Source organism: Nocardia sp. NPDC003693 (genome assembly GCF_053981095.1).
Window position 1 is genome coordinate 299,365 of record NZ_JBSFNO010000001.1, and the last position, 19,820, is coordinate 319,184.

At 66.9% G+C, this 19,820-nt stretch carries 26 protein-coding genes; 13 read left to right on the forward strand and 13 right to left on the reverse strand.

Annotated elements, in window-relative coordinates:
- Window positions 1-106: 106 nt before the first annotated feature.
- Window positions 107-352 carry a microaggregate-binding protein 1 gene (mbp1, locus tag ACWDOP_RS01570; protein ID WP_456343397.1) on the forward strand — a complete coding sequence of 82 codons (246 nt, stop codon included), beginning with the start codon at window positions 107-109 and terminating at the stop codon, window positions 350-352.
- A gap of 62 nt (window positions 353-414) precedes the next feature.
- On the opposite strand, the gene ACWDOP_RS01575 is transcribed toward mbp1, so the two are convergent.
- Window positions 415-618, reverse strand: coding sequence for a hypothetical protein (locus ACWDOP_RS01575; protein WP_456343398.1), 204 nt, complete (start codon window positions 616-618; stop codon window positions 415-417).
- Window positions 619-1,071: 453 nt separating this feature from the next.
- On the opposite strand from ACWDOP_RS01575, the gene ACWDOP_RS01580 reads away from it, so the two are divergent.
- The 5 genes from ACWDOP_RS01580 (at window position 1,072) to ACWDOP_RS01600 (ending at window position 3,414) form a co-directional block, all read left to right on the forward strand.
- Window positions 1,072-1,284: a hypothetical protein gene (locus tag ACWDOP_RS01580; RefSeq protein ID WP_456343399.1), complete on the forward strand. Its 213-nt coding sequence runs from the start codon at window positions 1,072-1,074 to the stop codon at window positions 1,282-1,284.
- A gap of 392 nt (window positions 1,285-1,676) precedes the next feature.
- Window positions 1,677-2,036 carry an RNHCP domain-containing protein gene (locus ACWDOP_RS01585; RefSeq protein ID WP_456343400.1) on the forward strand — a complete coding sequence of 120 codons (360 nt, stop codon included), beginning with the start codon at window positions 1,677-1,679 and terminating at the stop codon, window positions 2,034-2,036.
- A gap of 32 nt (window positions 2,037-2,068) precedes the next feature.
- Window positions 2,069-2,485 carry an RNHCP domain-containing protein gene (locus tag ACWDOP_RS01590; protein ID WP_456343401.1) on the forward strand — a complete coding sequence of 139 codons (417 nt, stop codon included), beginning with the start codon at window positions 2,069-2,071 and terminating at the stop codon, window positions 2,483-2,485.
- Between the two features lie 171 nt (window positions 2,486-2,656).
- Window positions 2,657-2,989 (forward strand): hypothetical protein, encoded by a 333-nt coding sequence (locus ACWDOP_RS01595; protein ID WP_456343402.1) that lies wholly within the window; start codon window positions 2,657-2,659, stop codon window positions 2,987-2,989.
- Window positions 2,990-2,994: 5 nt separating this feature from the next.
- The gene (locus tag ACWDOP_RS01600; RefSeq protein ID WP_456343403.1) at window positions 2,995-3,414 is read left to right on the forward strand and encodes a MerR family transcriptional regulator; all 420 of its coding nucleotides are present in this window, start codon (window positions 2,995-2,997) and stop codon (window positions 3,412-3,414) included.
- Here the strand turns inward: ACWDOP_RS01600 and ACWDOP_RS01605 are convergent.
- Entirely contained in the window at window positions 3,383-3,928 is a 546-nt protein-coding gene (locus ACWDOP_RS01605) for a nitroreductase/quinone reductase family protein (protein WP_456343404.1), read from the reverse strand. The two genes, ACWDOP_RS01600 and ACWDOP_RS01605, sit on opposite strands and share 32 nt — an antisense overlap.
- Before the next feature lie 206 nt (window positions 3,929-4,134).
- Between ACWDOP_RS01605 and ACWDOP_RS01610 the strand changes: the two genes are divergently transcribed.
- Window positions 4,135-5,136: an RNA polymerase subunit sigma-70 gene (locus ACWDOP_RS01610; RefSeq protein WP_456343405.1), complete on the forward strand. Its 1,002-nt coding sequence runs from the start codon at window positions 4,135-4,137 to the stop codon at window positions 5,134-5,136.
- Between the two features lie 42 nt (window positions 5,137-5,178).
- Here ACWDOP_RS01610 and ACWDOP_RS01615 read toward each other — a convergent pair whose 3' ends face one another.
- From ACWDOP_RS01615 to ACWDOP_RS01625, 3 genes are all read right to left on the reverse strand, one after another.
- A complete protein-coding gene (locus tag ACWDOP_RS01615) occupies window positions 5,179-5,763 on the reverse strand; it encodes a dihydrofolate reductase family protein (protein WP_456343406.1) in 585 nt (194 codons plus the stop codon).
- Between the two features lie 603 nt (window positions 5,764-6,366).
- Window positions 6,367-6,792: a hypothetical protein gene (locus ACWDOP_RS01620; RefSeq protein ID WP_456343407.1), complete on the reverse strand. Its 426-nt coding sequence runs from the start codon at window positions 6,790-6,792 to the stop codon at window positions 6,367-6,369.
- Window positions 6,793-7,134: 342 nt separating this feature from the next.
- Window positions 7,135-7,548, reverse strand: coding sequence for a hypothetical protein (locus ACWDOP_RS01625; RefSeq protein ID WP_456343408.1), 414 nt, complete (start codon window positions 7,546-7,548; stop codon window positions 7,135-7,137).
- 131 nt (window positions 7,549-7,679) lie between these two features.
- Here ACWDOP_RS01625 and ACWDOP_RS01630 point away from each other — a divergent pair, with 131 nt between their 5' ends.
- Window positions 7,680-8,210 carry a hypothetical protein gene (locus ACWDOP_RS01630; RefSeq protein WP_456343837.1) on the forward strand — a complete coding sequence of 177 codons (531 nt, stop codon included), beginning with the start codon at window positions 7,680-7,682 and terminating at the stop codon, window positions 8,208-8,210.
- Here ACWDOP_RS01630 and ACWDOP_RS01635 read toward each other — a convergent pair.
- Window positions 8,095-8,640: a TY-Chap domain-containing protein gene (locus tag ACWDOP_RS01635; protein WP_456343409.1), complete on the reverse strand. Its 546-nt coding sequence runs from the start codon at window positions 8,638-8,640 to the stop codon at window positions 8,095-8,097. The two genes, ACWDOP_RS01630 and ACWDOP_RS01635, sit on opposite strands and share 116 nt — an antisense overlap.
- Window positions 8,641-8,954: 314 nt before the next feature.
- Between ACWDOP_RS01635 and ACWDOP_RS01640 the strand changes: the two genes are divergently transcribed.
- Window positions 8,955-9,896, forward strand: coding sequence for an amidohydrolase family protein (locus ACWDOP_RS01640; RefSeq protein ID WP_456343410.1), 942 nt, complete (start codon window positions 8,955-8,957; stop codon window positions 9,894-9,896).
- Here the strand turns inward: ACWDOP_RS01640 and ACWDOP_RS01645 are convergent.
- Window positions 9,882-10,535: a TetR/AcrR family transcriptional regulator gene (locus ACWDOP_RS01645; RefSeq protein ID WP_456343411.1), complete on the reverse strand. Its 654-nt coding sequence runs from the start codon at window positions 10,533-10,535 to the stop codon at window positions 9,882-9,884. The two genes, ACWDOP_RS01640 and ACWDOP_RS01645, sit on opposite strands and share 15 nt — an antisense overlap.
- A 99-nt stretch (window positions 10,536-10,634) precedes the next feature.
- Between ACWDOP_RS01645 and ACWDOP_RS01650 the strand changes: the two genes are divergently transcribed.
- The 4 genes from ACWDOP_RS01650 to ACWDOP_RS01665 all read left to right on the forward strand — a co-directional run bounded on the left by ACWDOP_RS01650 (window position 10,635) and on the right by ACWDOP_RS01665 (window position 14,249).
- Complete coding sequence (locus tag ACWDOP_RS01650; RefSeq protein ID WP_456343412.1) at window positions 10,635-11,012, forward strand: hypothetical protein; 378 nt, start codon at window positions 10,635-10,637, stop codon at window positions 11,010-11,012.
- Complete coding sequence (locus tag ACWDOP_RS01655; protein WP_456343413.1) at window positions 11,009-11,836, forward strand: SDR family oxidoreductase; 828 nt, start codon at window positions 11,009-11,011, stop codon at window positions 11,834-11,836. The genes ACWDOP_RS01650 and ACWDOP_RS01655 overlap by 4 nt, the downstream gene beginning before the upstream one ends.
- Before the next feature lie 31 nt (window positions 11,837-11,867).
- Window positions 11,868-13,262 carry a lipase family protein gene (locus tag ACWDOP_RS01660; RefSeq protein ID WP_456343414.1) on the forward strand — a complete coding sequence of 465 codons (1,395 nt, stop codon included), beginning with the start codon at window positions 11,868-11,870 and terminating at the stop codon, window positions 13,260-13,262.
- A gap of 93 nt (window positions 13,263-13,355) precedes the next feature.
- Window positions 13,356-14,249, forward strand: coding sequence for an alpha/beta fold hydrolase (locus tag ACWDOP_RS01665; RefSeq protein ID WP_456343415.1), 894 nt, complete (start codon window positions 13,356-13,358; stop codon window positions 14,247-14,249).
- Between the two features lie 381 nt (window positions 14,250-14,630).
- On the opposite strand, the gene ACWDOP_RS01670 is transcribed toward ACWDOP_RS01665, so the two are convergent.
- The 6 genes from ACWDOP_RS01670 to ACWDOP_RS01695 are packed head-to-tail and all read right to left on the reverse strand — an operon-like array spanning window position 14,631 to window position 19,818.
- Window positions 14,631-15,476, reverse strand: a complete 846-nt coding sequence (locus ACWDOP_RS01670; protein ID WP_456343416.1) for an acyl-CoA dehydrogenase family protein — start codon at window positions 15,474-15,476, stop codon at window positions 14,631-14,633.
- Between the two features lie 2 nt (window positions 15,477-15,478).
- Window positions 15,479-16,597, reverse strand: coding sequence for an acyl-CoA dehydrogenase family protein (locus tag ACWDOP_RS01675; RefSeq protein ID WP_456343417.1), 1,119 nt, complete (start codon window positions 16,595-16,597; stop codon window positions 15,479-15,481).
- A complete protein-coding gene (locus tag ACWDOP_RS01680) occupies window positions 16,594-17,010 on the reverse strand; it encodes a nuclear transport factor 2 family protein (protein ID WP_454204931.1) in 417 nt (138 codons plus the stop codon). Before ACWDOP_RS01680 ends, ACWDOP_RS01675 begins: the two co-directional genes overlap by 4 nt.
- A complete protein-coding gene (locus ACWDOP_RS01685; protein ID WP_456343418.1) occupies window positions 16,994-18,214 on the reverse strand; it encodes an amidohydrolase family protein in 1,221 nt (406 codons plus the stop codon). Before ACWDOP_RS01685 ends, ACWDOP_RS01680 begins: the two co-directional genes overlap by 17 nt.
- 4 nt (window positions 18,215-18,218) lie before the next feature.
- On the reverse strand, window positions 18,219-18,566 hold the full coding sequence (locus tag ACWDOP_RS01690) for a hypothetical protein (RefSeq protein WP_454204929.1): 348 nt from the start codon (window positions 18,564-18,566) through the stop codon (window positions 18,219-18,221).
- Window positions 18,550-19,818 carry an aromatic ring-hydroxylating oxygenase subunit alpha gene (locus ACWDOP_RS01695; RefSeq protein WP_456343419.1) on the reverse strand — a complete coding sequence of 423 codons (1,269 nt, stop codon included), beginning with the start codon at window positions 19,816-19,818 and terminating at the stop codon, window positions 18,550-18,552. The genes ACWDOP_RS01690 and ACWDOP_RS01695 overlap by 17 nt, the downstream gene beginning before the upstream one ends.
- Window positions 19,819-19,820 lie beyond the last annotated feature (2 nt).

The window sequence follows — 19,820 nt, forward strand, 5'->3', positions numbered from 1 at the left end:
ACGGTGTGATCGGGATCTCGTGGGCGTACCGCGGCCCCGCCGGTTTGAGCCCGATTGCCCGGGTATGCGGTCTTTGTCCAGTGACGCAACAATTTCGGAGGTAGAGATGTCCGAGCGCAAGAGCGGTCCCCTCGAAGGTGTTGAAGGGGTCGTCGAGGGAATCAAGGGCAAGGCCAAGGAAGTTGCCGGCGCGGTCGTGGGGAACGACGAGCTGCGCCGGGAGGGGAGTGCACAGCAGGACAAGGCCGAGTCCCAGCGTGAGGTAGCCGCCAAGGAAGCCGAGGCCGAGAAGGCCCGCGCGGAGGCCGGGGTCGACGAACAGCGTCAGCGCGCGTATCAGCAGAACCAGTAGCCCGCGGGGCTCGAGACGTCAGGACCGGGTGCCCCGAATCGCGGGCACCCGGTCCTGACGCGTCAGGCGTTGCGCTGAAAGGACATTCGCGCGAAATGACGGGGCCGCCCTCGTGCGGGTGCGTCCTCGCTGCGGATGTAGCCGAGCGCGGGCCTGCGCGTACCGTGCTGGACCCACCAGTAGGTGGCCGCGATGGTCGCGTACCCGGCGGCAGCTGCCAGCACCGGTACAAGTATTGCCACGATCACGAACATCGTCACCGACATGAGCGTTCCCTCCGGGAGGATTCCCGCCACACTGCGGCCGATTACCGTTCTACGCGAAAAGCCTATGTTTCAATACCTCTCACTGCGTGCTGTGTGCCCAATCCCACAGCAAGTTCTCAGCAGTCCGGCGCAGGCTCGGGTCGAGGCCGCCGCCATCGAGGTTGTCCCGAACCAAAATTCGGGCATTAGGGACTGATTCGCGCGCGGGCTGTTTGAACCGCGATCGAGCAGGTACACCGGCTGCGGTAGCGCCGTCGGGAAGTCCGATACTTCCCGACGGCGCGCACCATCGGCCGTTCCGACGGCCCGGGTTCTGGCCTGTAACAGGACCTATCGCTCCACCGCAGTACTCGTCCTCGGTGCGACGGCAGCCGGCCGTCGCACCGAGGACGATCCGCACCCATGTCCGATCGAACCGTCCCCGAAGGCGGTTCGCCCGCCGGTGGAGGATCATTGACGAACGCATACCCCGAGTCCGGCGCGCTGCGCCTGCTGACAAAGGTCCTGCAGCAGTACTCCAGCCTGGATGCCTTCCTCATGCAGGTGCGCCGGGAACTGGACGACCCGACCGTGGTGCTGCCGCGCATCGTCGAGAACCCGTCCGGGGAATTGTCCACGCCGGACACTGATCTGCCCGGCGGGCGGCACGCCCGCGCCGACGACTGAGGTCTGCCGGCCCAGTTCACCGTGTCGGTGGCTCGTCGCGAACGGCGCCCACACGGGGTGTGAGGACGACGAAAATACGGTTGACGACGGGTGTCATCGAGCTGCTACCCTCAGCCGCGACCACGACGGTCGTTCCCTTTCCTATCGAACCCAGAGGTTGGTGTACTGATGACCCGGCCAGCGCCGAGCGCGCCTTTCCGCATCGCATAACCGCGTATCCGTCGCCGCTAACCGCGGCACGCCGGACGCGTCGAGTTCCGGTGCCCATTCCGTGACCCGTTGATCGACCCATTCCCGGAACCCGGGAACGGCGATCACTCGGGCTCTGTCGTCGAGGCTCGCTCGGCCTGCTCCTGCTGTCTTGTCGGACTTCAGCAAGAGGAGTAACCCGGGTGTCTACCATCAGTACCTCTCAACAGCTCAACACCTTCACCTGCATCTCGTGCGGGCTCGTCGTGTTCGCCTTCGCCGGCGACGGTGTGCCGCGCAACCACTGCCCGTCGTGTCTGCATTCACGCCACGTCGTCGACCACGTCGCCGACGGCCACAGCGAGTGCGGTGCACGCATGTCGCCGCTGGCCATCGCGGTACCGCGTGGCGGCGACTGGATGCTGATCCACCGCTGTGTGCGGTGCGACGAGCTCGCCGCGGCTCCGATCTGCGCCGACGACAATCAATTGGTACTCATGCGTATCGCGGTGCGCCCACTCGCGCAGCCACCCTTCCCGCTCGAGGCATTCGGTTCCCTGTAATCGCGTGGCAGATACCGAAAGGAGGACTCTGCGTGCCACGCCATACTCGTCGAACCCCCACGCGTCGCCCGCAGCGGCACAAGACGGTACTGCATCGTCGAGACGGGCATCGCGATGCCGATTTCCGTTGCGTCGGTTGCCGTCTCGACGTGCCGATCCATGCCCCGGGCACCGCGCATCGCAATCACTGCCCGAACTGCTTGGCGTCCCTGCATGTCGACCGGCGGATCCCCGGTGACCGGGCAGCGAGTTGCCGCGGCCGGATGGAAGCGGTGAGCATGACCGCCCGCACCGACGGGGAGTGGCTGCTCATTCATCAATGCCTGACGTGCGGCGAACTCAGTGTCAACCGCGCTGCGGGCGACGACAACGCGCTGGCGCTCGTACGTCTGGCGCTGCGGCCCCTGGCCACCACCGCGCTGGCCCGCCGCGCCCTGCTCGCCCTGTAACCCGAGCGTTCGGCGGTGGCCGGGCACACCGTGCTCCGCCACCACCGAACGCCGGCAACTACTCCTACCTGGTCGTCGAGATCGACGGCCGGGCGATGGGTGCGCTGCCCGACTCTCGGGATCAACGGACATCTTGTATCCGGTACCCGGGTACAGGCTTACCGTGAAGACATGACGATCGATCTGAACCCCGAAGGCTGGGTGCCGGACGCGTGCACCCTGCCGACCGCCGAACAACCGGTGCGGGTGGCAGAGTTCGACGGCTTCTTCACCGCGTCGGTTCGCGGGTTCGACCGCCCGCGGCCGACGCGGTTGGACCTGGCGCTCGCCGCGGACGCCGAGCCGCTCGCGCGGGATCTGGCCGCCCGCGAATCCGGATGCTGCTCGTTCTTCACCTTCACCATCGAGACCGGCCCGGTGCTGCGCATCGAAGTTCCGCCCGCACACCTGGACATTCTGGATGCGCTCGAACAGCGCGTCCGCACACTGACGCATCCGCGATGAACGGGATGCGCACCGGTCAGGTCGCGGCTGCCGCCGGTGTCAACGTGCAGACACTGCGGTACTACGAACGGCGCGGGCTGCTCAGAGCGCCGGAGCGGTCGCTCGGCGGCCATCGCCTCTACCCCGAGGACACCGTGGCGCTGCTGCGAGCGATCAAGGCGGCGCAGCGTCTGGGCTTCACCCTGGACGAGGTCGGTGACCTGATCGAAGTCACTCGGCCGCGCGCCCGCCGTGCGGACACCGGCCTGCATGCCCGGGCCACCGCGAAGCTCGCGGAGGTCGACGCGAAGCTCGCCGAGTTGACCGCCGTCCGCCGGACCTTGCTCGCGGCCCTGACCGCCGGCTGCGACGACCTGCTCGAGTGTGGCGAAAGCCCCGGCTGCCCAATCCCGTTCAGCGGCGAACCCGCGGAGTCAGCCGGATGATTGGGACGGTTCGCCCCGCTCGGGCCGCCTCCCGGCGGTAGGTGTTGTAGGCGGGGAAGACCCGGTCGGCGATCACCCAGAGGCGTTGGCGCTCGGCCTCCTCGGCTATCACGGTCGCCCGCATCGGTGTGTTGTCGAAGCGGACATCGGGATTCGCCAGCAGGTTGTGGTACCAGCTCGGGTTGGTCGCGCTGCCTGCGTGGGACGCCACGATCACAACGTGATCGCCGTCCGTGAAATAGATGATCGCGTTGCGCCGTCGGGCTCCGGTCTTGGCCCCGGTGGTCTCCAGCACCGCGGTGGGGAAGATCAACGTTGTCGCCAGGCGGCCGCGTGTGAGGCGCAGGAGTAGAGGATCGAGCTTCCACGCGATCTGGCGGGAAACGAATCGTGGCAGGCGGCCGGTCGCGAAGGCGGCGTAGGCCCGTACGAACCAGCCTGGCTGCTTGGTCCCATCGACGGCCCGCGAGCTGGAGGGTCGTGCGCTGGTGAATGTGCCGCGAATGCTCTTCATTGCGTCCCCCGCTCCGAAATGTCTACTACATAACATAGTAGTCATTTCGTTTGGTGCCCAGAGGTTTTCCGACGAATCGGCCAGCGCTTCTGCCGCGCCGACGCGCGCACTCGGGGATTCGGTTCGTGCCGCCCTCGCCGATTAGAAACCCGCCGCCCCATCGTCGGTTCTGGTTGTGCCCTCGCACCGATGGAAGGATTGGGACCATGACCGACGCCCGAGCGCTGGGGGAGGACGAGGCCGCGTTCATCGCGGTCGCCCGTTCGAGGGACGCGGCCGCGTTCGCGGCCATCACCGAGCGGCACCGGCGGGAGCTGCAGGTGCACTGTTACCGGATGCTCGCGAACTTCGAAGACGCGCAGGACATGACGCAGGAGACGTTCCTGCGGGCGTGGAACGGGCGGGAGTCGTTCGGGGGACGGGCCGCGTTGCGGACGTGGCTGTATCGGATCGCCACCAACGTCTGCCTCGACTTCGTGGAGAAGCGCAACGACCGGACACCGGTGCAGGTGGAGCTGCCCGAGACCGAATTGCTGTACCTGCAGCCCTATCCCGACCGGATGCTGCCCGCGGACCCGCAGGACGCGGCGGTGGCGCGGGAGACGATCGAGCTGGCGTTCATCGTCGCCGTCCAATACCTGCCGCCGCGGCAGCGGGCGGTGTTCATCCTGCGGGATGTTCTCGGGTTCCCGGCGGCGCAGACGGCCGACACGCTCGAGCTGACCGTCGCATCGGTGACCAGCGCATTGCAGCGGGCGCGGGTGACGATGCGCGAGCAGCTGCCCGGCCGCCGCCTCGACTGGCGTAGCCCGGGCACCGGGGACCTGACGAATGACGAACGCGGCGTGGTGAAGTCGTACATCGAGGCCCATGAACGCAGCGACATCGACGGGCTGGCGTCGCTGCTGCGTGACGACCTGCGCTTCGCGATGGTGCCCGACTCGGGCGTCGTGAGCAGGACCGCCCGGGACGCGGTCGACGGCTGGGTCGCCCACGGGCTGTTCCAGCACGGTTTCGACGACTGGCGTTGCGTCACAACGTCGGTCAACCGCATGCCCGCGGCCGCGCTGTACCTCCGCGCCCCCGGCGACCCGGACTATCGGTTGTTCACGATCGCGGTGCTGCACGTCGTCGACGGGAAGATTGCCGAGCTCACCGGGTTCGACGCGCGGGACAAGCCGTGGCTGGGCCTGCCCTCGACCTTGTGATCACCTGCGCCCCAACAAGTCTGGACAACCGAATGCCCGGACTCATCGCCTCGTCTCGTACCGGGTCATCAGCACGCCGCCCGGGAACGTCCGGGTCTCCACCAGACTCAGATTCACCCAACTGTCCAGCGCGGTGAAGAACGGCGTCCCGCCACCCACCAGAACCGGCACGGTGACCAGGATGTACTCGTCGATCAGCCCGGCTCGCATGGCGGCGCCGGCAAGCGTCGCGCCACTGATGTCCATCTGCCCGCCATCCTCGCCCCTGAGCCGGGTGATCTCGGCGACCGCGTCACCCGTGACCAGCCGGGCGTTCCCCTCGACCGCACCGAGCGTCGAGGAGAACACGACCTTGGGCATGTCTCGCCACCGCCGCGCGTACTCGGCCGTGGCCGGTGTGGCGTCCGGGTCCCGGTCGGCGGTCGGCCAGTGCGCGTTCATCCCCTCCCACAACCTGCGCCCGTAGAGTGCCAGCTCGGTGCCCGCCACGCGGTCGGACCACCACTGGAACAGCTCGTCGCTCGGCGACGAGTCCGGCCCGTCACCCCCACTCCACCCGAGGTCGTCGCCCGGCGCGGAGATGTATCCGTCCAGGGTCACGTTCATGCCAAAAGTCAGTTTCCGCATTTGTCAGCCTCCCGTTGGTTGATCTCCCCTATACAGACGGCCACGTCGCGAAAAGCTAATCGGTTCGGAAACGAGCCCGTCGCGGCCACACGGTTCGCCGCCGACGACTCGACAAGCAGCGTTGAGATGGCGCGTGGCACGCCGAAGGGAGTGGCCTGGCGCAGGCCGCGCGAAGATCAACGAGCCGAGCCCATGGACCTCCGCTGCTGCCGATTTTCAGGATCTTGGTCCGTTGTTTGCCGTTCATGTACAGGGCCTGGTTGACCGTCGTTACGCTTTCCTCGTAGACCAGCAAGAGAGACGTGCGATGGCTGAGAAGGAACCCTTGTCAGAGAAGGACGTGGCGACGTCCGTGTCGCGCAGGATTGAGGCTCTCGACCTTTCGCACTCCGAGGTCACACTCGAAGTTGAGGTCCTTGAGGTAAGCCGCGACTCACTCAACCTCGACCCGCCGCGACCGTAGGCCACCCGGCTATCCGCATATCGGTCGAACAGGCTCGAGATCGACTGTGCCGCAGAATGTCCGGAAATGCCGAGGTTAGGGCGTGCGTCGTCGATGGGGCGCCCTGTCGAGACTGGACCAGAGGCAATGAGCCTTGATGTCTACAACGCATTCATGATGTATTGCCGAAACGCTTTGTCTCGCTTGGTCAAGAAATCGACAGCACGCTCGGAAAGGATCAACTGCCCTTCGCCTGCCAAACCGAAGTCATCAGCACAGGCACGGCCGGTGACGATCAGACCGCGCAGTGGCGGAATCTCGAACTCAGGGATCTCGTAGAAGCCCTTGCGACCGACTTCCCCGGTGGCCGGCCCGAACTCGAATCCGGTCAGTTCGGTCCCCGCGAGGTCGACCGCCAGCGGTTCGGTGACCGCGAATGCTGCCCCGTACGAGGTCATCAGATCCGATTGCAGGGGCACTTCAAAAACCAGGTGCGCTGAGATCTGGCGTGGCGGGTCGAAGCTCTTATCCCACTGGACCCCTCCAAAGCCGGCGGGACATTCAGGTTCGACCGGATAAAATAACATGACTGACCTCGGACATTGTGGGGCTTCGATACCGGTGCGGCGAGTCTACTTGTCTCCCTTCGGAAATGATTGCGCAGTTCTCTCCGATGCAGCTCACCGGGTCCTTGTGGGGGTGACTGGGAGCCAATGCCCGTCCGAGACAGGTGAAAGGCACTGAACTGCCGCATGGCGCGCTGAACGAACCGGCCAGCGCGGCACGCGGAAGATCAAGTGATGGTGTCGGTCTGAGGTCGGCCGAACGTCCTGCATCGCCGATGATCGGGTAGAGCCGGGCATGGCCGGGGCAATGGCGGGCATCGTTCTCGGGCACAGTCGAGTGCACTGCTCATCGCAGGGAGTGACTCAGCCCGAGCTCCTTCTGCAACCTTGTGACCCGGCATCTGTCGTAGCCGTCAGGTAGCTTTCGAAAGCCTCTTTCGTGATCGGGTCATCGGGGAAGTTGTAACGTGGTAGTTCGGCATCGACCCGCTCCCACACCATCAGAAATTTGGTTCTGAAGGCTCGACAGTGGCCCAGGTAGTCCCGAACGCTACCCGCTGCCAGAGAGGCGAACCGGATCTTCACCATGCTGGTCCACGCCGTATCGATGTCTTGGTCGGAGGTCGCCAACGCCTCGCGACAATCTTCGATCAACGGGGATATGTCAATGTTGGTGACACATGTCGACATATCGAACGATCCCTGATCGAGGCGGCCAACGGCATCGAACAGTTGCCGATAGTCATCTCCGAGTTTGTCGCGCCGAAGCTGTTGCATTGACAGCTGGTCGGAGACGTGTGCCTGAGTTCACCGACGCGCCTCGCGGCGGCTGTGTCGGTGTGGGTTGCTACAACTGAGAACGAGTCCGTGTGTGGTTCACGCCTGACGGAAAAGTGGCAGGATTTGCGATGAGTGGTGTGCCAGAAGCACCCGAAGATGCCGGTGCACAACGACTCAGCCGTTCAGGGGTGATGAGGGAACGTTCTGCCGGCCTCTTGGCAGCACTGGCCGATGTCGGTTTCTCGGTGGATTCCGTTCAGCAACTTGCCCGATCTCGCGAGGACTACACCGCTGCGGTTCCGGTGCTGTTCGAGTGGTTCCCGCGTGTGGACTACCTGCCCTTGGCGTTATCGATCATGGAGGCGTTGGAGGTCAGTTTCGCGCAGGAGCAGGCACAGTATGCGTTCCTGGAGTTCTTTCGGCGGCCGCCGGTGGTCGGTAACCCATTCTCACCCGCGACTGCCGAGTCCATGACTGGCAGCCTGCGGTTTTCGATCGCCGACGGACTGGGGAAGTTCGCGGGTCCTCATCTGTCGGACGAGCTCATCGAATTGGCGCTAGACCCAAGCCTCGGCCCGCATCGTGGGCCGATCGTTGTGGGACTGGCCAAGACAATGGATCCACGGGTGCCGAATGCCTGTTACTTCCGTGCATCCTGAGCATGGGGAAGGTCAGCGGGCGGTTGCTATTGAGTGGATCCCACGCCGTGTACTTCAGTAGCTCGGGACTGGGGAGGTGGAATCCGTCTCTCAGGCCCGCGACCACCATGGCTGCGACCTGTCGGCTGCTAGGTGCCGGTAGTGGGTATGGCACCTGGCACCACCAGTTCGGCCAGTCGCCGGGCGGGTGCCAGCCGACGGCGAGTGCGAGCCGAGGCCCTGGGCTGTGTCGTCCGGCGTCGACAGCGAGGTCGGCGAAGGCACCGAGTTCGGCGTGCAGGATCTGGGTGCCGGACATGTCGAACTGAGCGAATTGTGCGAAACCGGGCTGCGATTCGGGTGCGCCGGTGTCGAGTATGAGGCACGCCGTGCGTGGCAGCGCAGACAATTGTGCAGCGAGTCCACCCTCGAACTCCTCCCAGCTGATCACCGCTCCCCCCGCTGGATCGATTCTCGTATTGTGTAGTGCTGCATCATGTTACGTGGTTCGAATACCGCCACGACGGGTGAGGGTACATCGGCGGCCGGCGAGGACTTGCACAGGCCGACCGGGCTGCGGCGATCTCGAGTCCGGCCGAAAGTCCGTCGGCTCATTCGGTCGTCGCCTGAACGTACGCTCATACCGATGGTCGAGCATTCGGGCGTGGTGTGGACACGCCTTGTCGAGGTGCTGGTGCGGAGTGTTGTGCCGGTTCGTCGTTAGGGTTTCGACGGTGGTTGTGGTGGTCCTAGTCAGGAGGCGTCATGGCACGGATCGATGTTCACGCTCATCTTTTTCCGGTCTCGTATCTCGACGTTCTCGACCGGTTTCGGGGGTCGGGTGATGGCACGGCCGCCGTGCGCGGTGAGGGGCCGGGAGCCACGCCCGCGGAGCTCGCGGCCCGGATCGAGTTGATGGATCAGGCGGATATCGAGGTCCAGTTGTTGTCGGTCGCCCCGCAATTCCCCCACTTCGAGGATCGGGACCAGGCGGTCGAGGCAGCGCGGGCCGCCAATGACGAACTGGCCGCGGCGGTGCGGGCGTATCCGGACCGTTTGCGGGCGCTGGCGGGCATTCCCGCTCCCCATACGACCGAAGCGGTCGGCGAGGCGCGCCGCGCCGTCGAGGAGCTGGGTTTCTCAGGCGTAGCCGTCAGCGCTTTCGTTCTGGGCAGGTCGCTGGCCGAGGAGTGGTTCGAGCCGGTGTTGTCCTATCTGGACGAGTGTGAGGCGGTGTTGTTCGTGCACCCGGCGGGGGACGGCGTCGATTCCGCGCAGCTCGCGCCGTTGGGCTGGGTGATCGGGCATGCGGTCGAATTGTCCTTGGCCGCACTGCAGCTCATCCAGAAAGATCTGGTGGGGAAGTATCCGCGGGTGAAGTTTCTGTTCCCGCACATGTGTGGATTCCTGCCGTTTCACGCTCAGCGCCTGGATCTGCATGCCGACTGGTATCTGCCGGCCGGGCACGCGCCGGTCGCCGAGCAGTTGGCGCGACTGCACTACGACACGGCCAATCCGACCCCGGGCGCGCTCGAGCAGGCCGTAGGGATCGTGGGCGCGTCGCAGTTCATGATCGGCACCGATTTCCCTTTCGAGACCGGTGACTCGTTCTTTCATCACGCGACCTATGTCGGCAAGACGGGTTTGCCCGCGGCGCAGATTGCGGCGATCGAATCGGTGAACGCGCGGCGGCTACTCGATCTGTGAACCCGGCGCGGCGGCAGGGGTTTCGGGTGCCAGGCAGCGGTAGGTGAAGTCGCGGATGGTTGCGGTGAGCCGGTCGAAGGTCGCCTCGGGTGGGTCGGTGAGCCGGTAGGTGGCGGCGGCGAAGAGCATGCCGTTGATCGCGCGTGCGGCACAGTCGACGTCGATGTCGCTGCGGAAGTATCCCGCGTCGACGCCGTGTTGCAGGTAGGCGGCGTTCAGGGCGGCAGCCAGGTCGTAGAAGGACAGCACGCGGGCGGCCATCTCGTCGTCGACGGCGGCAGCCTGCAGCATCAGCAGCCGGACCGCGCGCACGTCTGCGGTGAAGGCCGCGGTGAGCGCGTCGGTGATGAGTTCGGTCTGGCGCCGGTAGTCGCTCATGGTCGTCGATGCGTCGGGCGGCACTGCGGCCAGCGCGGCGGCTAATCGGCCCATCATCTCGTCGATGACCTGGTCGATGATGTCGCGTTTGCTTTCGAAGTACTGGTAGAAGGTGCCCTGCGCGACGCCCACTTTCTTGACGATGTGCGAGATCGAGGTCGCGTGATAGCCGCGTTCGGCGAAGCATTCGAAGGCCGCGTCGAGGATGTCACGGCGCGTCTCCAGCTTGCGGCGCTCCATGCGGGTCAAGGGCTGAGCCATGCGGTGATCCTAGTCGAGTCAGATTGTGACCCATGAGTCTGATCTCGACTTGTTGATCGAATATTGACTCATGAGTCATTTTGGCGTTTCATTCTCGGCATGGCACGAAACCTCACAACCACCGCGCGCACGACGACCGCAGCGCGCGTCGACGCACTGTGGGCGCTGGCCGAGCGTGATCTGCAGGCCACGCGGGATGCCACCCACGGGTGGTTCGCCCGGTTGACCCGCGATTTCGGCCCGCCGGAAACCGCGGCCGAGATCGAGGAACTCTTCGCCCTGGGCATCCCGCCGCATCCTGCGGGCCCTTCGCGCGGGCACCGTGAACACCACTTGCCCGACGGCATCGATGCCGCCCCAGTCCCCCCAGCCGATGATGTTGACCTGGCTCGCAAGACCTGGCTCAACGGCAAGGGCGGCTACCCGCTGATCGCGCACTGGTACGAGACCGCCGAACCTTCCGGGATGGAGCGATGACGCGCGCACGGTTGCGCTGGACGAACGTCGCGATCACCGGCGGCGCGCGGGGTATCGGGCTGGCCACCGCGAAAGCCTTTGCCGCCCACGGCGCCCGCGTGCACATCGGGGACCTGGACGAGGCTGCGGCGAAGACCGCGGCGGCCGAGATCGGCGGCGAGGGTTACCGGTTGGACGTCCGGTCACGCACGTCATTCGCCGCGTTCCTCGACGCGATCGACGGCCCACTCGAAGTCCTGGTCAACAATGCCGGGATCATGCCGATGGGCCGATTCGCCGACGAGGACGACGCGGTCACCGACGCGATCCTCGACATCAACGTCAAAGGCGTTCTCACCGGAACCAAGCTCGCCCTGCCCGGCATGCTCGCCCGCCGCCACGGCCACATCGTGAACGTCGCGTCCTACCTGGGTGAAGTGCCCGCCGCGGGATTGGCAACCTATTGCGCCTCCAAGCACGCGGTGATCGGTTTCACCGAATCGCTGCGCGACGAGGTGCACGGCACCGGTGTCACCGTGACCGCCGTGCTGCCCTCGGCGGTGCGTACCGACCTGGTCGCGGGTGTGCAGCTCGGAGGGGTGCTGCCCACCGTCGACCCCGAACGCATCGCCGCCGCCGTTCTCGCCTCCTGCGCACATCGCCGCACGCTGGTCGCGGTCCCGGGCTGGATGCGCGCCTACGAAGTCGCCGCCGCGCTCACACCCGATCGCCTGTTGGCCGCCGTGCGCGGCCATCTCATCCGGGACCGGGTGCTGCATCGTCTCGACCTCACCGCCCGTGCGGGCTACGACGCACGCGTCCGCCGCGACGCCGCCCACCACTGAACCGACCGATCCGCTACACGAGGAGGCAGCAATGACGCTGCACCGCACCAAATTCAACCGCCGCGCCGCCGTGGCGGCGACGTTCGCGACGATCTGTGTCTCGGTCGCGGGGTTGTGCGCGATGGCACCCGGGGCCGCCGCGGATCCGGTCGCGACGGCCCCCTCGCCGCCGCTGCCGCCGCAGAGCGATCCGTTCTACAGTCCGCCCGCCGATCTCGTCGCGGCCACCGCGCCCGGCGACATCATCGCCGCGCGCTCGATACAACCGGCGGCGTTCACGGTGCTGCCGCTCGCGATCGACGCCTGGCAGCTGTCGTTCCGCTCCAACGACTCTCACGGCAACCCGATCGCCGCGGTGACCACCGTGCTCAAACCCCGCGGTGCCGCGAGCGAACCGCGAAAGCTGTTCTCCTACCAGCTGGCCGAGGATTCGACCGGGCGGAACTGCGCCCCCTCGTACGCCATCCAGGCCGGTGCGGATCTCACCGCGGTCACCTCCGCCGCGGTGCACGGCGAGACGGCGTTCGTCTACGCGGCGCTCGCTCGAGGCTGGGCGGTCTCCCTTCCCGACCACCAGGGCCCCAACGAGGCGATGGCCGTCGGCCCGCTCGGCGGGCACATCACCCTCGACGCCATTCGTGCCGCCGAGCATTTCGAACCGCTCGAAACCGCGGGTACCGCAACGAAAGTCGCCTTGATGGGCTACTCCGGTGGCAGTTTCCCCACGGTGTTCGCGGCGGAATTACACGACCGGTACGCGCCCGAGCTGGATATCGTCGGAACCGCCGCGGGCGGCACCGGGCCGGACCTGCAGGCCGGGCTCATCGCCGGCAACGGGCAGCTCGGTGCCGGGTTCGGACCCGCCATCCTGATCGGCGTCGCCCGCGAATATCCCGAATACGCACAACTTCTCGACGAACATCTCAACCCGGCCGGCAAAGCCGTCTTCGACTTCAAGCGCGATCTGTGTGTCGGATTGCAGATCCCCACGGTGCCGTTTCTGAACACCGCGTGGTTCACCGACTCCACCGGCATCCTCACCGGCCCGGTCGCCGATGCGGTGTTCGCCCAACTGCGCGCGGGCAGTTCGGTCCCACACACACCGATGTTCATCTACCACGCCAACCCCGACTGGCTGGCCCCCGTCGGCCCGGTGAACGACCTCGTCGACACCTACTGCCAGGACCCAGCAGCGCAAGTGCAGTACACCCGAGACCATTTCAGCGAACACGCCACGCTCTACCTCACCGGCGCGCCCACCGCCCTGATGTGGCTGGCCGATCGCCTCGACGGCATCCCGGCACCCGCCGGATGCCACACCACCGACGTGGGATCGATGGCGTTGTCCCCGCAAGCCTGGGAAGGGTTCACCGCGATCGTCGGTGACAGCGTCGCAGCACTGTTCGGTGCGCCTCTGGGGCGCTGACCCGATCGGAACCGGCACAGCCGCAGCATCTTTCGACACATTTATCCACCTGAAGCAATCGGCGTGTACCGACGCCGGGGAAAGAGTTCACCCGTGAGCACTATTCGAGAATCCCTGCAGTGGCAGGCCCGTGTCGGTGAGCAGACCATCACCGTCACCGAATGGAAAGGCACGGGAACACCCCTGGTGTGTGTCCCCGGCCTGACCTCCAACGCGATGGCCTTCGCCGGCCTTGCCACCGAACTGCCCGACCGGCACATCGTGGCCATCGACTGCCGAGGGCGTGGATCCTCCACCCACGACGGACCGTTCGGGCTCGCGCAGCACGTGCGCGACCTTGCTGCGGTTCTCGATCAGGCCGGACTCGACCACGCGCACCTGGTCGGACATTCCTTCGGCACCTGGGTCATCACCGCCTTCGCCGCCGTCCACCCGACACGGGTCGACTCGCTGGTCCTACTCGACGGCGGGCACCTGCAGTTCCCCGAAACCGACGTATCACCCACCGAGGTGCTCAACGCCGCACTCGGACTGTATCTCGCACGCCTGGACCGCGAATGGGACAGCCTCGAGGACTACATCGCGTACTACGAGGCCACCCCGATCTACCCGCACGGCGTCGACGACTACGGCCGCACCCACTTCGCCTACGACCTCACCGACGGCGACTCGCCCCTACACTCCCGAGTCTCACGCCAGGCCGTCGAAGCCGACTGGATCGAAATCATCGACCACACCGCCAACGCCGAACGCCTCGCCACCGTCCAGGCACCCTTGCTGCTACTCACCGCACCAGGAGGACTCATCGGCACCGGCGACCCCGTCATCACCGACGACACCCGCCACACCATCCTCGCCGACCGACCCGAACGCCTCGAGGTCGCCATCCACGACACCAACCACCACACCATCCTGCTCAGCCGCCCCGGTGCAGCCGCTACCGCACGCACCATCGCCGGCTTCCTGGCCGTACACGCCGACCACTGATCCTCGCCGACCGAACCCGCCGCCACAGGCAGCCAAACATCAACAGACTGAGATCACCTCGACCTGCGGAACGCATCAATCCTGTCAGAACCCAATCCAGACGCCAGTTTCTCACCAGCCACTTCCCGCCCGTCCACAGTGGCGGGCGCGATCTAGCTGACGATCAACAACCCGGGCATCTCGGAGCCTCAGAACATCCGCACATGCCGCATACCGCGCTGACAGAACCGGCCAGCGCGGAGCGGTTCAAGATCGGTCGGCCTGGCGGCAACGAGCGCTCGGACGACGCGCGCTCGGTTGTGATGTGGTGATCTTCGGCGGTGTGGTCGAAGGAATCGGCGCAGGGGTCGGCCTGATCGCCGAGCAGGATCTCATCCCATCTCAGCTCAATTGAGCCAGGCGGGGAGCGTGGCCGCGGGCGCGGACCAGGGCGCCGGCCTCGCGAGTGAGTTCCCTTGTGCTGCCGAGGAGTCCGTCCAGGACCAGGGTCCGGCGGACGTGGCGGTGGAAGTCGTGTTCGGCGGTGAAGCCTATGCCCGCCAGGACCTGTTGGCAGTGGCGGGCGGCGGTCAGGGCGGCTTGGCCGGTCGCGGCCTTGGACAGGAGGGCGCCCAGGTCGTTGTCGGCCGTGTGGAGGGTCGCTTCGGCGGCTTCCAGGCCAACGAGGGTTTCGGCCAGGCGGTGGCGGACCGCTTGGAACGAGGCCAGGGGGCGGCCGAACTGGGTGCGGGTCAGGGCGTGGGTGCGGGCCAGGGTCAGCATCGCGTGGCCGGTGCCGAGGAGCCACCAGGACAGGGCTCGGCGGCCTGCCGCCAAGGGGAATACCTCCTCGGGCCGGAAACCGTTGGGAGCGAACGACTCCTGCCGCTGATCAGACATAGGCGTATCGGGCGTCACCGGATAGAGGGGGAGCTCGGGATCGAGGGCATCGGCGCGGTGGCCGGTCCTCTCCCAGAGCAGCCGGCGTCCGCCCGCGCTGGGTAGCGCGATCGTGCCGGACAGCGGCTTTCCCAGGGCGCGTAACAGTACGTCGTTGAGTATCGGTGCGTGCGTGCCGGTTTCGCCGAGGAGCCGGAAGACCAGGGCGGCGGCCTCATCGGGGTGTTCGGTGAGCAGATCGGGCCAGCCCGCGGCGGTCAGGGCGGCGTCGATGTCGGATGCCGGTGTGGCGGTGAGGGTTTTACGGAAGGTCTCGGTGAGCAGGTGGGTCTCGTCGGCGTCGAGCACAGCTACTCCTTCCCCAGGTCGAGCAGGCGGCGGGCGATGATGTTGCGCTGGATCTCGGCGGTCCCGCCGTAGATGGTGGCCGCGCGCGAGTACAGGTACTCGGTGCGCCACACCGGGTCGTCGTACTCGATCGCGCCGGGCAGCAGCTCGCGGGCGGTGTCGAACAGGCGCTGTTCGGCGGTGGCGAGCAGGATCTTGTCGACCGAGGTCTCCGGGCCGAGGCGGGCGCCGGAAGCCAAGCGGTCCTGGGTGATTCGGGAGCGGCAGCGGGCGGCGTGCAGTGCGAGATAGGCCGCGCCGAGTTCGGCGTCGTCGGCGATCGTGGTCTGCTCGAGCAGGCGATCGAGGCGCGTGAACAGGTAGGCGATCCGATGCCAGAAGCACGTGGACCGCTCGTGCGGTAGCAGATCCATGGCCACCCGCCAGCCGTCACCGGGCGTGCCGAGCATGCGGTCGGCGGGGACCACGACGCCGTCGAAGTAGACCTCGGCGAACTCGTCGACGCCGTGCATGGTGCGCAGCGGCCGCACGGTGATGCCGGGGGTGTCCATGTCGACCAGGAACGCGGTGATCCCGTCGTGGCCGGGGGCGGTGCGGGTGAGCAGAACACAGCGCGCGGCGTACTGCGCCAGGCTGGTCCACACCTTCTGCCCGTCGATCACCCAGGTGTCGCCGTCCGGGACCGCGCGGGTGGCGAGGGAGGCCAGGTCGCTGCCCGAGCCGGGCTCGGAAAACCCCTGGCACCATTGCTCTTCCCCCGACAGCAGCCGGGGAACCAGATCGGCCGCCAGCTCCGGCCGGGCATAGGAGATGACGGTCGGGGCCAGGACCTCGATCATCGAATAGATGCCGGGTTCGGCCAGATCCCGGCTCGCCACCTCCTCGCCCAGCACCGCGCGCAGGACGGCGGGCCCGCCGAGCCCGCCGACCGCCGCGGGCCAGCCGTACCGCATCCAGCCCGCTGCGTACAGTTCCGCCCGCACGCGTGCGAGCTGCGCGACCTGCGCGTCCAGCGAATGATCCGGCGGGGGAGTGAGATCGTGGCTGTCGAGCCAGGCCCGCACTTGCTCCCGGAACTCGGCGACGCTCGGCGCGGCGTTCGATTCGGTTGTCGCGCTCATGCTTTCGAGCGTTCGAAGGCGTGCGGAATGCCGGAGTCGTGGTCGCCGTTGCGCCGGATGAAGGTCATCCGGCGGGTCCGCAGCCGCCAGCCGTCCGCCCCGCGCACATAGCTGTCGGTGTAGTACCCGATCCGCATGTCGTGGGTGCTGTGCTCGACGAAGCACAGCGTCTGGACACCCGTGGCGGTATCGCCGTCGATATCGAGAACCGGTGTGCCGGTGAGGAACAGCCCCTTGGGCGCGGCCGCGACCAGCTCGGGAAACTGGTCCAGGGGATAGGTGTCCCCGAACGCGCTGTACGAGCCGTCGGGAGTGAACACCGCGAGCACCTCGTCGATGTCGCCCCTGGTCATGGCGGTCGCGTACCGGGCCGTCAGCTGCTGGAGTTCGAGCAGGTCATCGTTTCTGGACATGAACCTTGCCCCCTTTCATCACGAAGCGCACGTCACGGGTGACGCCGATATCGGCCAGCGGGTCATCGGGCACCGCGATGACGTCGGCCAGCTGCCCGGCCGCGAGCCGGCCGCGATCGGTGACCCCGATCAGCTCGGCCCCGCGCACGGTGGCCGCGCGCAGCACATCCAGTGCCGGAATGCCGCGCTCGACCAGGGCCACGAGTTCATCGGCGTTGCGGCCGTGCGGAATAGCGGGCGCGTCGGTGCCCACGGCGATCTTGACGCCCGCCTTGTACGCCGCCAGCACCGACGTGCGCGCCCGGGGGAACATCTCGGCCGCTTTGGCCTGCAGGGCGGGCGCGGCCTTGGACACGTCCATGGCGTCGGCCAGCCGGGTGGTGGGCACCAGCCACGTCCCGTGCTCGACCATCCGGTCGATGGCGTCGTCGTCGAGCAGGAATCCGTGTTCGATGCAATCGATTCCGGCGTCCACCGCGTGCCGCACCGCGTCCGCGCCGTGCGTATGCGCGGCCACCTTGAGCCCGCGCCGATGCGCCTCGTCGACGATCGCGCGCAACTCCTCGTCCGAATAGTGCTGTGCGCCGGGGGCGCCGGTCAGCGACATCACCCCGCCCGAGACGCACACCTTGATCAGGTCCGCGCCGTGCTTGATCTGGTAGCGCACGGCCTTGCGGACCTCGTCCACCCCGTTGGCGATGCCCTCCTCCACCGAGAGCGAGAGCACGTCGGGCGCGAAGGCGGAGAACATGGTCGGATCCAGGTGCCCGCCGGTCGGGGTGATGGCGTGCCCGGCGGCGACGATGCGGGGTCCCTCGATCCACCCCGCGTCGATCGCCTTGCGCAGCGCCACATCCAGCAGGTAGCCGCCGGTTTTGACGAACAGCCCCAGATTGCGCACGGTGGTGAATCCGGCGTGCAGGGTCCGCCGGGCGTTGCCCACCGCGCGCAGCATGCGCAGCGCCGGATCGTCGGTGACGCTGGAGGCCAGACCGGTTTCCCCGCGTCCGCCCATCAGGAGGTTGACCTCCATGTCCATGAACCCGGGCAGCAGCACGACGTCCCCGAGGTCGAGCACCTCGCCGGTCTCGGGCCCGCCGACACCGGCGATCCTGTCCCCGTCGATCCGGAGCAGGCCGGGCCGGATGATCTCGCCGGTGTCGATGTCGAGCAGGCCCGCGGCCTTCAGCGTCAGCGTCGTCATCGCCCTAGACCACCGGTTCGGAGACGATATCCACCCAGGCCGCACCGGAATCCGGCACGCGGGGCTGCTTCCACACCTCGACGGGGAAGGACACCATCACCAGCGACTGCAGCAGATGGAACAGCGCCCGTGCGGGTTCGGGCAGATCGTTCCACTCGAACTTGTCGATGTAGTCCATCGCCGGCTCGAGCCGCGGGAACGCCGCGTCGTAGAACGCCTGCATCTGATCCATGGTCGAGGCCAGGCGCTTGGCGTAGCGCTCGGGCTCGGTGGCCAGGATCCAGTCGGCGAACGGGGTCAGGTCGGCGAACTCCTCCGGCAGCTGGGCGGGGGATTCAGTTGGCGCTGTCATTGCGGTACTCCTCGACGATGCGCTGGGCGGTCTTGTGCAGGTGGCGGAGCAGGATCTCCTGGTCGTTGAGCGGGAACTCGGTGACCTCGCGGGTGGCGATCATGGTCTGGGTGGCCTCGAGGGTGTTCGCGTCCTGCAGCGCGTACTCCTTGAACGTCACCGCCGCCAGCTCCTGCGCCAGGCGCTCGCGGGCATTGCGCGCGGGCACGAAGTACAGGCTGGCCTCGAAGATGTGCTTGTTCACCGCGGTCGGCCAGTAGTGATAGGTCAGGTACCAGCCGGGCGCCCAGCACAGCAGCGACATGTTGGGGAAGAACTCGAATTCGTCGATGCCCCAGGCCTTGTGGCGCGCCGGGTTCAGGCCGGTCGGCAGCGGGTCGAGCCCCTCGATGTCCGGCACGTCCCACGGGCCGAAGAGCCCGCTGCGCAGGACCCGTTCGATGGGCTTGACCATGCTCGGATCCTTCGGCGGCGCCATGCCGCCCCAGGAGGAGATCATCGAATGCGGCGCCGCGATCTCGTAGTGCAGTGCCTCGTAACCGGTTTCGGTGAGCTTGTCGGCCTCGTCCTTGACCGCCTGCTTCTGATGCAGGATCGGCGCGTGGTAGAACTCGGCGAAGGCGTCGATGAACAGCTTCCAGTTGCTGCCGATCTCGGACCGGTAGCTGTAGACCTCGGTCATCTCCGCGAACGGATAGCCCTCGAGCCCCTTGGCCAGCGGGCCGAGGTATTCGTCGAGCGGCTTGGCGTCGGGGTCGAGGTTGACGAAGATGAACCCCTCCCACACCTCGCAGCGCACGCCCTTGAGCCCGAAATCGGCCTTGTCCAGCTCGAAGAACTCCTTCTCCTGCTGGACGAAGGTGAGCTTGCCGGTCAGGTCGTAGCGCCAGGCGTGGTACTTGCAGGTGAACTGCCGGCAGGTGCCGGAGGTCTCCTCGTTGGGGAAGTCGTCCCACACCAGCTTGTTGCCGCGATGGCGGCAGATGTTGTGGAAGGCGCGGACCTCGCCGTCGGTGCCCTTCACGATGATGAGCGAGGTGCCCACGCAGGCAAGCTCTTTGGTGAAGTAGCTGCCCCCGCGCGGGAGCCGGTTGGTCCGGCCCACGTTGAGCCAGCTCTTGCGGAAGATGGCCTGCCGTTCGGCCTCGTAGAACTCCGGGTCGATGGAGTCGGTGTAATCGACCGGCGCGGTACCCAGTTCGGGATAGTTCTGGGTCCAGCTTCCCGCCGCCGGTTTGGTGAAGTGTGCCAACG